The 11,558-nt window shown below is 42.9% G+C and carries 10 protein-coding genes; 8 read left to right on the top strand and 2 right to left on the bottom strand.

The features are described from left to right. Window positions 1–143 precede the first annotated feature (143 nt). From H9X84_RS11845 to H9X84_RS11835, 3 genes are all read left to right on the top strand, one after another. Complete coding sequence (locus H9X84_RS11845; RefSeq protein WP_205134581.1) at window positions 144–950, top strand: amidoligase family protein; 807 nt, start codon at window positions 144–146, stop codon at window positions 948–950. 12 nt (window positions 951–962) lie between these two features. Then, window positions 963–1,427, top strand: a complete 465-nt coding sequence (locus H9X84_RS11840) for a hypothetical protein (protein WP_205134582.1) — start codon at window positions 963–965, stop codon at window positions 1,425–1,427. A 73-nt stretch (window positions 1,428–1,500) separates the two neighbouring features. Continuing rightward, window positions 1,501–2,976 carry a DUF3991 and toprim domain-containing protein gene (locus tag H9X84_RS11835; protein WP_330612371.1) on the top strand — a complete coding sequence of 492 codons (1,476 nt, stop codon included), beginning with the start codon at window positions 1,501–1,503 and terminating at the stop codon, window positions 2,974–2,976. A 96-nt stretch (window positions 2,977–3,072) separates the two neighbouring features. On the opposite strand, the gene H9X84_RS11830 is transcribed toward H9X84_RS11835, so the two are convergent. Further along, the gene (locus H9X84_RS11830; RefSeq protein WP_205134584.1) at window positions 3,073–4,071 is read right to left on the bottom strand and encodes a BRCT domain-containing protein; all 999 of its coding nucleotides are present in this window, start codon (window positions 4,069–4,071) and stop codon (window positions 3,073–3,075) included. A 167-nt stretch (window positions 4,072–4,238) separates the two neighbouring features. Here H9X84_RS11830 and H9X84_RS11825 point away from each other — a divergent pair, with 167 nt between their 5' ends. Then, the gene (locus H9X84_RS11825) at window positions 4,239–6,215 is read left to right on the top strand and encodes a type IV secretory system conjugative DNA transfer family protein (RefSeq protein ID WP_205134585.1); all 1,977 of its coding nucleotides are present in this window, start codon (window positions 4,239–4,241) and stop codon (window positions 6,213–6,215) included. Continuing rightward, window positions 6,208–6,468: a helix-turn-helix domain-containing protein gene (locus H9X84_RS11820; RefSeq protein ID WP_193484580.1), complete on the top strand. Its 261-nt coding sequence runs from the start codon at window positions 6,208–6,210 to the stop codon at window positions 6,466–6,468. Before H9X84_RS11825 ends, H9X84_RS11820 begins: the two co-directional genes overlap by 8 nt. 176 nt (window positions 6,469–6,644) lie before the next feature. On the opposite strand, the gene H9X84_RS11815 is transcribed toward H9X84_RS11820, so the two are convergent. Then, window positions 6,645–6,893, bottom strand: a complete 249-nt coding sequence (locus tag H9X84_RS11815) for a helix-turn-helix transcriptional regulator (protein WP_330634408.1) — start codon at window positions 6,891–6,893, stop codon at window positions 6,645–6,647. A 105-nt stretch (window positions 6,894–6,998) separates the two neighbouring features. Here H9X84_RS11815 and H9X84_RS11810 point away from each other — a divergent pair, with 105 nt between their 5' ends. The 3 genes from H9X84_RS11810 to H9X84_RS11800 all read left to right on the top strand — a co-directional run bounded on the left by H9X84_RS11810 (window position 6,999) and on the right by H9X84_RS11800 (window position 11,475). Then, on the top strand, window positions 6,999–7,424 hold the full coding sequence (locus tag H9X84_RS11810; protein WP_205134587.1) for a hypothetical protein: 426 nt from the start codon (window positions 6,999–7,001) through the stop codon (window positions 7,422–7,424). 320 nt (window positions 7,425–7,744) lie between these two features. Then, a complete protein-coding gene (locus H9X84_RS11805) occupies window positions 7,745–8,536 on the top strand; it encodes a hypothetical protein (protein WP_205134539.1) in 792 nt (263 codons plus the stop codon). A 131-nt stretch (window positions 8,537–8,667) separates the two neighbouring features. After that, window positions 8,668–11,475 carry an S-layer homology domain-containing protein gene (locus H9X84_RS11800; protein ID WP_205134538.1) on the top strand — a complete coding sequence of 936 codons (2,808 nt, stop codon included), beginning with the start codon at window positions 8,668–8,670 and terminating at the stop codon, window positions 11,473–11,475. The last annotated feature ends 83 nt before the right edge of the window (window positions 11,476–11,558 follow it).

Here is an 11,558-nt window from a genome sequence, read left to right as displayed (position 1 = left end):
AATCCTCATCATAATAATTTTTTTTAGTCATAAAGATACCTCCTTTTGGTGTCTAACATTATGGTACATCTGTTTATAAATCGTGTCTACTTATTTAATATAGATCCAAAGCTCATGGACAGAAAATGTAAGGAGGGAAGCGAATGAGATGGAAAAAATATGGTGTTGAGATGGATGTGACGGGGATCACAAGGAAAGCAGCGGCAGAGATCTTAGCGGATTTATTTCAAACAGATTATAAATTTCAATCAGAGGATAATAGTTATGAAGTAAAAGATGGCGCAGAGAAAACATGGCGTATTTTTTCTTCTGACAGCATCAAAGCAGAACGATATAACGGCGAAAAAGTGGTGGGAGCAAACTATATGTACCAAGTGAAACTGCTCTCACCATTTTTATATGAAAATGAGTTTCCAATGCTGGAAAAAGCCTTGGAACAGTTGGAACTAAGAGGTGCCATCGTCAATGACTCCACGAAAATGAATCTGCTTCTGGATGTCAGCGGTGTTGAGAACTGGGAGCAGTACCAAACCAATCTGGGGAATCTTTCTGAGAGCAAAGGGGAACTGTTCCAGAAAGCGTTAGGGGTTTCCTTTGCGCAAGTGGCGGATACCGGTCAAGAGAAAGGTATCATTTCCTTTCCCTACTTCAAAAGCACACTCCATCAAAAAGAATTGCTCAGTGATATTCAGTTCGCGCAGATTGTCAGCAGCTTTGTGGAAAACAACCGTACTGTCAGCCAAAAGAAAAGTGAGAATCAAAACGATAAATTCATGATGCGTACTTGGCTGGTACGAGCCGGCATGGTAGGTGAAGAATATAAGTTTGCAAGAAAAATGCTGACAAAAAATCTGGAAGGCAACTCCGCATGGCAGAAGATGATAGAACCGGCAGAAATTCAGACGGAAGAACAAACGGAAGATACCGCAACTATGGATATGGAAATGTGAGGTGGCTGAAATATGGTTTATTTACTGACCTATGACGGATATATGAAGGAAGAAAAGATACAGGAGATTTGTCCATCAGCGAAACTTTTTATGAAATGTGGTTTGAAAGACTGCGCATTGGAATTCCGCAGGTTCTATGAAACTGCCATGCCAACACTGGAGGCGGGAGATGAAATCGTGCCGGCAGTCATTTGGACTCTGGAAGAATCTGAGTTACAGGACATGGACGCAGTCTATCCCCATGAAATCTATGAAAGGGCAGTATGGAACTTGAAAACAGAAAAAGGTGTTTTGGATGTAATGGTTTTTCTGATGAAAGAAACACCATTTGCATTCCCAAAAGAAAAAGAAGTGGAAGCAATGGAAGAAGCCTATGAGGAACACGGCTTTGATTACAGCTGTGTAGAAAACGCTCTTGACAGGGCAAAAGACAGGGAGGAAGCATATGGCACTTTATACCCAGGAACAGATCGATAAGGCAAATCAGACCAATCTTGAGGAATTCCTTCAGCAAAAAGGGGAACGCTTGAAAAAAACAGGAAGCGAGTCAGTGCTGATCTACAAAGACTCCACAGGAGAGCATGACAGCATTTCCGTCAGAAGAAACCGCTGGTATGATCATAAAAATATGCGAGGCGGCTATCCGTTGAAGTTTATGCAGGAGTTTTACGGCATGAACTTTCGTACTGCCATGAAAGAGCTTCTGCATGGAGAAGAACCAGAGCTTGGCAGGAAGAGAAACAAAGAGAATGAAAAAAATGTAAGTCAATCTGAAAAAAAGTCTGTACAGGAAAATCGAGAACAAATATCTTGTCCTTCGGAAAAATCTGAATTCATACTTCCTGAGAAAGACCGCAATATGAAACGATTGTTTGCTTATCTTTTACAGAAAAGATTTCTCTCCCAGAGCGTAGTAAAATGCTTTGTGGAGCAGAAAATACTTTATCAGGAAAAGGAACACGGCAATATCGTTTTTGTTGGAACAGACAAAGAGGGTGTGCCAAAGTCAGCCTGTAAAAAATCCACCACAGAGCAGTCAAAAAGCTTCCGAATGACTGTTGCCGGTTCAGACTGCAAATATGGTTTCTGCTGGCGAGGGGAAAACACAAAGCTCTATGTATTCGAAGCTGCTATCGATTTGATGTCGTTTATTACATGGAGAAATGATGAATGGAAAGCAGACAGCTTTCTGGCGCTGGATGGACTTTCACCAAAACCACTTCTACAATTTTTGGAAGAACAAAAAAATATTCATGAGATTTTTCTCTGTCTGGATTACGATGCGGCAGGCATTGAAGCTTGTGATAAATTAAAGGATATCCTCATTGAAAAGGGGTATGAGGCAGAAAAAATCAAAAGGGAATACCCTCTCTATAAAGACTGGAATGAGCAGCTGAAGGCGGAACATGGGGTGGAAGCGATCCTTCCGCAGTCCCATCCCAAGAAAACAGCATATCATGTTGCGGTCAGAAAACTTGGTATCATGAATGCCGACACAGAAAGCCTGTATATGAAGTGGCGTAAACAGGGACACGAAAAAACGGGTCTCTTTTTTTATCTGGATCAGATCAAGCGAGATTTTAAACAGGCGGAAAAAGCGGTAAGAAAAAGAGATACCGACATCAAGCTACTCCTTACCAGCATCCTGCGTATGGCAGATTTGTCCGTCTGCTTGATGTGTGAGGTCAAAGGAGATAATAACTTGCCAGAGTTGACTATGTACCAAACCGCCATACAGAAATTGGAAAAGGCATATAAACCATATCTGGATAAAGCGAGAATGGATCGACGCATACAGGAAATGAAGGAAGAGATGGAACACTTGAAAACCCTTGCGGTTCAAGAACAGCCTTCTCTTTTTGTATGGGCAAAAAACATGGCTGATATGGCTATGAGAGCTATCATCTATGTGGAAACGGAGTACCCACAGGAGTTGGAAAGAAAAAATAGTTTTGCGGAACAGAAAGAACTCGCTTCTGCATCAGAAGAGAAGAAATCCGTAGAACAGATAACGTTGCAGATGTGAATTTAATGAGTAAAAGAAAACCTTCAAACGGAAATTTGATTTCTTATCCGTTTGAAGGTTTTTTGAAATATTTTATTTCAGTTTCTATGATGTGATTTAAGATATCATTTGTTCAAAATCATCTGCATCAATGATATGTATTCCAAGTTCTCGCGCTTTTTCCAGTTTTTTCTCACCGGCATATGCTCCAACAAGAAGATAATCGGTTTTTCCGCTTACGGCACCACGCACAACACCGCCAAGATTCTCAATAATTTCTTTTGCACCGTCTTTCCCATAGTCATCCGGTTCGCCTGTAATAACAAAGGTTTTTCCGGCAAAACGGTTATCAAATGTTTCAGGACGGAAGCGATAGGATACACCAAAGTTGATAGCCCAGCAGTCTGCAAACAATCTGGCAATATATTTGATAGACGGAATACCGTTTCCATCTGCGTCATATGGCACATCCTCTACTTGGTCTTTTAAAAAGTCATTGATAGTATCTTGTAAAGAATACATATCAAAAGTGTCTTCAAATTCCGTAAAATCTGTTCTCTCAGGGTCAGCTAATGCATCAAGGAATGGTTCGATTTCTTCAAATGTTAACTTTTCATATTCAAGGTAATCATCTAAATATTCTTTTAATTTTTCTCGGTCGATGTCTAGTGAAATATACGTTGCACCCATGGATCTGTAATTCAAAACTTCTTCAACGGAAAAGATATCACCCATTGATCCTTTATAAAGGATTCCTTCGGTTTCAGAAGGATCGGTTTCTCCAGCAGGCTTATAATAAATTGTCCATGTGTAGTCATCGCTATAATCCAGATATTGTGTAAAAAGCATGAGTTCCAGTTCAGGTGCAATCTGCCCTATTTCAGAAGCCATTTCTTCAATGCCGCTGATGTTTCCGGAGCCGGTATTTTCAATCACAAGTTTATAGCGATCCAGAAATTTTTGCAGACCATATCCTTGTGTTGTTCTAAGTCCAGTGCCTTCTTCCACAGCATATTCATTGAATACAGAATCAGGATCGCTGTCATTGACTTTTTTCAGAAAATCAGTGAGCTGTTCTTTTGTTCCAACCAGTGCTAATTTGTATAATCCTTGCATAACCATACCTCCTTATCATAGAAAAATACCTTTTTTCTATGATAACATGATTATTTTATGGATTCAATCAAGGATAGAAAACAGAACAAAAATCTATAATCATCTATTATTATTTAGAAAATATAAACCAATAAAATACAAAAAAGGATAGAAAGGAGAATAAGTGAATGGAGAACTTATGGAAGTTGATGCCGTTACTATTGATTTTCGGTGCCTTTATGATCTGTATGCTATTGATCGACAGGAAATCTTTGAACATCAAAAGCAAGACCGTAGGCGATGGACAGCATGGCTCCGCCAGTTTTGCCACACCAAAGGAAATCGACGCGGCATTTCAAAGGATTCGATATGAACCACAGGTCTGGAGGCGAAAGCCTCCTTGTGACCTGCCACAAGGCATCATCATTGGATGCAATATGATGAAATTCGGGAAGAAGAAAACCGTCACAGCAATCGTGGAGGAAGGAGATGTTCACGCACTGATGATTGGTGCCGCTGGTGTAGGTAAGACAGCTAAGTTTTTATATCCCAATCTGGAATATTGCTGTGCGTCAGGTATGAGTTTTGTCACGACCGATACGAAAGGTGACCTCCTGAGAAGCTACGCTCCCATCGCAAAAAAGTATTATGGCTATGATATTTCGGTGTTGGATCTGAGAAATCCAACCCAAAGCGATGGCTTCAATATGCTCCATATGGTGAACCATTACATGGATGAATATTTGCAGACAGATTCCCTTGTGGCAAAGGCAAAAGCGGAGAAGTACGCAAAGATAATATCCAAAACCGTTATGAATTCCGGTGGATTTGATTCCGCCAACGCAGGACAAAACGCCTTTTTCTATGATTCGGCAGAAGGCTTGATTACTGCTGTGATATTGGTGATTGCGGAATTCTGCTCGCCCTACGCTCTTACATTAGAACAGAGAAAACGAAAACAGAAAGCCTCGGAACAACGAAAAAAGGAAATAGAGCAGATGAAAAAAGCCTGTATTGACAAAGATATAGATTTTTTGCCAAAAGCACAGACAGCCATTCTTCAAAAAGATGTTGAAGCAGAGATTTTGTTTCAGCCAGAGGAACAGGAAGAAGAAAAAGGCGAAGAAAGGCACATTATCAGTGTGTTCAAATTGATTCAAGATTTATTGGGACCATCAGAAGTGAAAGGCAAAAGTCAGTTCAAGCTGTTGATGGAACGTCTTCCGGAAGAACATAAAGCAAGATGGCTTTCGGGTGCCGCCCTGAATACTTCAGACCAGGCAATGGCGTCTGTACTGTCAACGGCACTATCCAGACTGAATGCTTTTCTTGATTCTGAAATTGAACAATTGCTTTGTTTTGAAACAAAAATCAATACGGAAAAGTTTTGCAGAAAGAAGTCTGCTGTGTTTTTAATTATGCCAGAGGAGGATGACAGCAAATATTTTCTTATTTCTTTGATCGTACAGCAGCTCTATCGAGAAATGCTTTCCATTGCCGATGAAATGGGCGGAAAACTGCCAAACAGAGTCATGTTCTTCCTGGATGAGTTTGGTACACTGCCTGCCATACAGTCTGCGGAAATGATGTTTTCTGCCAGTCGTTCCAGACGAATTAGCTTTGTGCCTATCATACAGTCATTGGCACAGCTGGAAAAGAACTATGGCAAAGAAGGTGCGGACATCATCATTGATAACTGTCAGGTCTGCATATATGGTGGCTTCGCACCAAACTCCGAAGCAGCCAACGTACTGTCCAAGACACTGGGGGACAGGACAGTCATGACAGGCAGTATCTCACAAGGCAGAGATAAATCCAAGTCATTGCAGATGACAGGAAGACCATTGATGACACCAGATGAGCTTAAAATCATGCCAAAAGATACGTTCATCGTCACAAGAACAGGCGTAAAACCAATGAAAACAAAGCTGAGGATGTTTTTTGAGTGGGGAATCGAACTGAATGAAACATACCCAATGCGCCAGGCAGTGGTGAGAAAAGTGCATTACGCAAACAAAAAGACCATAGAGGAAGCCATCGCAAAAAAATATGGTCTGCCCCAAAAACCTCTCCAACAGCCTGTAAAACGCCCCATACAGGAACAAGATAAGCCGTTGCGTAACATATCGAAAACCATGAAAGGGGTGGAAAAAAGTTATGATTGACAAAATGAAGGTCTATCAAGATACAGAGCTTTCCAGCAAAGCCGTATCTGTTTATTTATATCTTTGTGAACGCGCCAGCAAAGAAACAAAAAGCTGCTATCCCTCCATGAAAACCATAGCCAAAGATCTGCATCTTTCTTTGGCGTCAGTAAAGCGTTCCATTCATGAATTGGAAAGAAGCGCATACATCAAAAAAGAAAATCGGTTTCGTGACAATGGAGGCAAAAGCAGCAATCTCTATTTTATAGAATGAATTTGAAAAAGAACAAAAAAATCCCCCCTCAAAAAACAATGAAAAAACGCCAAGGGGGAGGTCTGTCTTCTGCGAGAGCCATGGTATGGGTCAATGTGAGCCGAGAATGTGAACTGTTCACTTTAACAGTTACATAGTATACAGAGAAAAAAAGATATATGCTTATTGATATGAATTTATGGATCAAGAGAGTCCTCAAGGAAGAACGGTGAATTGAAAAAATCAGGAATGCTGATGCCAAGCCCTTGGCAGAGCTCATGGATGACACGAAGCTTCACAGAATCATAAGAGCAATGCATGATATTTCCGATGGTGGATTTCGGCACACCGCTTTTCACATATAGCTGATATTGCGTCATATTCTTTTCGTCCAGCAATTCCTTAAGGCGTTTGCTTACTGCTTCGTTTAATTTCAAATCACTCACCTCCTGTTTTTTATATGATTATATGTGTATGGAAAATAAAAATAGTCCCTGTGGCTGTACTATTCTAACCATTTGCGGTATGATAGATACAAGGGGGGATGTTCCATGATTATTACATTTTGTGGGCATAGAGAACTTTATGACAATGAAGCAGCAAGGACTTGGCTGGAAATGGTAACAGAGAATTTGATTGTAAACGGAGCTGAAACGTTTTACCTTGGTGGATACGGTGCTTTTGACAGACTGGCAGCTTCTGTATTGGCGGAACAAAAAAAGCGATATCCTCATATCGAACTAGTTTTGATTTTGCCCTATCTGAACAGGCGGAAAGACATATCGCCTTGCGACAGTTCTCTGTATCCGCCGTTGGAATCGGTTCCAAAGAAACTGGCGATTGTCCGAAGAAATCAGTGGATGGTAGAGCAGGCAGATGTTGTGGTCGATTATGTGCTGCACAGCTGGGGTGGAGCTGCTATGACGCTGGAATATGCCAAAAGAAAAAAGAAACGGATCATATCTTTTCAGGGATAAGAAACATTTGTCAGTGAAAAAGTGCATAAAAATACGTGGTAAAATTACAAGGATATGTTATAATTAAATATAACAAAACTTGAAGGAGAACCCAAAAAGGGGGCTTGACTGTTATGGTGCTGACTTATAAAATCTTGACAGACAGACAGACAGACAGACAGACAGACAGACAGACAGACAGACAGACAGACAGACAAGATAGTTCTGTTTTCTTTTGCTGCGAAAATAAATACCGAATTTCAAAATCAAAAAGGCGTATTCTGCCCATGAGGAAATCATGGGAGGAATGCGTCTTTTTTGTTTGATACGGAGGTGAGGAAATGTCTGAGCAACAAATTATTTTGCCCATCAGGACAAAAAAAGAATTGATGGATTTTGCTCGTGCAAGCAATCAATTGCATAATGACCAGCATAGAAATCTGGTGGTTACCCTCACGGAGGACATTAACCTGGGAGGCAAAGAATGGACGCCCATTGGAAATGAAAATTTCCCGTTCCATGGTACATTTGACGGCGGAGGGCATATCATCCGTGGTCTGCACATCAGTCAAAACCGAGAAGGCTGTTACGGTCTCTTTGGTGCCATAGACGGAACTGTGAAAAACCTTACGATTCTGGGTACTATGACTTGCCTTGCTGATGATCTTTATTCTGCGGTAGGCGGCATTGCTGGGGTAGTTGTTGATGGACATATCCAAAACTGTACCGCCAACCTTACCATGGAAAGCAATGGAAAAAACGTGGGCTTATTTGCTGGAGGTATTGCAGGTCGTGTGGAAAACGGAACGATACAGAACTGTCATTCCAGTGTTGTGTTTCAAAATAGCGGAGGAATTTTTCTGTATCTAGGCGGTGTAGTTGGCTCTGCGGCAGATAGTCAGATCAACAGCTGTGTGTTTGACGGTACCATTCATATATTGGATGGCGCAGATGGAAAATTCAGTCTTGGCGGCATCGTAGGAAGTATTGAGGGGCAGTCTGATGTAATCCGTTGTACCCATAACGGCATCGCAGATGGTCAATGGCAGGATACAGACTTTCCAGCCGTAGGCGATATTATTAGGCAGGTGGATACAGAGAAGGAGCATATTCCCCAGATGGAACAGTGTTAAGAAATAGCTGTTTTATGGATTGCCAATATACCGTTTTTAGGGGAATAGAAACAACAGAACACATTGGCGTGAGTTAGATATGGCTGAAATCAGCATTGTTATTTTGTAATGGAGAAATAAGGAGAGGATGAATGATGAGAAAACGAATTTTCGCGGCGTTTGTCTGCCTGTGCATGATGATGGCGTTGGTGCCGTCCATGGCGTATGCAAACGATACTGTTTACACGGGCGGGCTGTGTGAACACCACACCCAGCATGACGACGCTTGTGGCTACACCGAGGGGACAGCGGAAATCCCCTGTTCCCATGAACACAACGAAAGCTGTGGCGGACTGACCGATCCGGCAGCCTGCAATCACACCCACGACGAAACCTGCGGCTATATTCCTGCCACAGCGGGAACGCCCTGCACCTTTGTTTGTGAAGTCTGCAACCCGCAGGACAACGGGAACCCGGCAACTCCGTCCGACGCACAGCCGGAAGAATGTACCTGTGAAACCCTCTGCACCGGGGAAAAAGTCAATGCGGATTGCCCCGTCTGCTCTGCGGAGGGTGCCGAACTGGACAAGGTTTGCGTCGGTGTAGCTTCTATGCTGCCCGTCACGGCGCTGGCGGTAGGTGAGCCCGCTACGCTTTATGTGGGAAATAAGCAGGTTATTAGTGGTAATGAAACCACCTACTGGACTACAGATAACAGTGGGGGGCTAACACGGGTCGAAAATGCCAACGACAATTCTGCTAATTGGAGTGTCAGATACAATCCTACCAACGCCACCCTGACGCTAAAAGGTGCGAATATTACAGGAAATTATAATCAATACTATAATCCACACACTGCCGGGATCTATGCTCTGTGCAGCCAAGATCAACCAGTTGCCCTGACCATCGAACTGATTGGCGAAAATACCATCACAGGCAACTATGGGATTTTTTTGAATGCAGAGATAAGCACGTCCAGTTATGGTACAAACGCCACCCTGACTATTACAGGTGAAAGCAATGGAAGCTTGAAAGTTTCTGGTTCTTCTTCTTACGGAATATTTGTCAAAAGCGGAACAGGCAACGCCTCCGTGACCATTGAAAACGCTTCCGTCGATGCAAAGACTACTCAAACCAATTCTGGCTACGCCGGCGTCTGTGTGCAGTCCAGCGCGAATGCCACCGGCTCCCCGAATATCTCTCTTTCCGTCGACGGCGGCAGCCTGACCGCCAGCGGTGGCGAGAGCAGCGATGGGATACAGTTTGTTGTGGGATCACATGGGGTTACCAGCGCTACCACCAGCCTTTCCGTCACCGATAATGCCATTGTAGACGCCAGAAATGGCGGGATCAAGGCATCTGATTCCAGTATGTCCGATCTCAGTGATCAAATCAAGGTTAGTTCCGGTGACGGCACCAACGGCGGTATCGTCTTTGACGGCAGTACTGGCACCGTGTATGGCGATGTGGAATTGCAGGATAACCTTGAAATTAAGAGCGACGAAACTCTAAAAATTCCAGATGGTTCTTCTCTCAACTGTAATGACAAGCTTACCAACAACGGCACCATCAATGTAGAGAGTGGCGGCAAGCTGGAAGGTACACCAGAAGACAATGGAACAATTACCATCGCTCCTACAATTACCACCAAAACCCTGCCTAACGGCACGGTTTACACCCTGTATAACCAGACCCTTGAAGCCACAGGCGATACACCTATTACATGGAGCCTTGCCAGCGGAAGCACCCTACCTAACGGTTTGACGCTGAACAGTAATGGCACAATCTCCGGCACCCCCACCACGGCGAACACCTATAAGTTCACCGTGACCGCCACCAACGACAACGGCAGCGACAGCAAAGAGTTCACGCTATCCATCAATGGGGAAACAAAGTATAGTTTGACAGTTAATCTGAATGGCGGCAATAGCACCACAGCAGGTGGACAATATACCAAAGGAACAAAAATCCAAATTGACGCAGGAACAAAATCGGGCTATCGTTTTGCAGGCTGGACTTCTTCCAATGGCGGCAGCTTTGCTGATGCTTCCAGCGCAAGCACCACCTTTACTATGCCGGATAGAAATGTAACGGTTACAGCAAACTGGAAGAAGAAATCCTCCGGCGGTTCTGTATTTTTCTGGGATCTGAAATTCGACACCAACGGCGGCAGTAAAATCGATACAGTCACCGAATGGGAATACAGCACCATTGATCTGGACGAATATGTTCCCGAAAAAGAAGGATATAAATTCGTAGGCTGGTATGCCGATGAAGATTTGACAAAGGAAATCGACGAGGTATACCTGACACAAGACACCACCGTTTACGCCAAATGGGAAAAAATAGAGGAGGAAGTTCCCGAAGAACCAGATGAAGTGGAAGAAACAGAAGAACCTGAAACCATTTCTTTCTTGGATGTGGAGGAAAGCGATTGGTTCTATGAAGCTGTTTCCTATGCGGTGGAAAATGGCTTGATGAGTGGTATGAGCGAAGATATTTTTGCTCCTAATACTCCTCTGACCAGAGAAATGCTGGCAGTCATTCTTTGGAATCTGGAAGGCAATCCGACACCGAACGATGTAGCTCCTTTCTTGGATGTAACCAGTGATAAATACTATGCGAATGCCATTGCATGGGCAAACGAAAACGGTATTGTGGCAGGCTATGGTGATACCTTTGGTGTGGGGGATTTCATCACAAGAGAGCAATTTGCCGTGATGCTTTATAACTATGCACAGTATCAGGGTTATGATGTTTCTATTGGGGAGAATGTAAATATTCTGTCCTATACTGATGCCCTTACCATTAGTGATTACGCATATCCTGCTATGCAGTGGGCTTGCGGTGCAGGCATTATAAACGGTATGGGTGATGGGACTCTGGCACCACAGGGCAAAGCAACAAGAGCAGAAGCTGCAACAATGCTTATGAATTTCTGTGAGAATGTTGTAAAATAAAATATTTTTCTATACGAAAAGTCGGAAACTAAAATGTTTCCGACTTTTTTATGTGATTAATTCTATTGATTGGAAATTGTCAG

This window comes from Anaerotignum lactatifermentans, assembly GCF_016902535.1.
GTDB classification, from domain to species: Bacteria; Bacillota; Clostridia; order Lachnospirales; family Anaerotignaceae; genus Anaerotignum; species Anaerotignum lactatifermentans_A.
The sequence above is the reverse complement of the archived record's forward strand: the minus strand, read 5'-3'. Positions and strand labels throughout refer to the sequence as shown.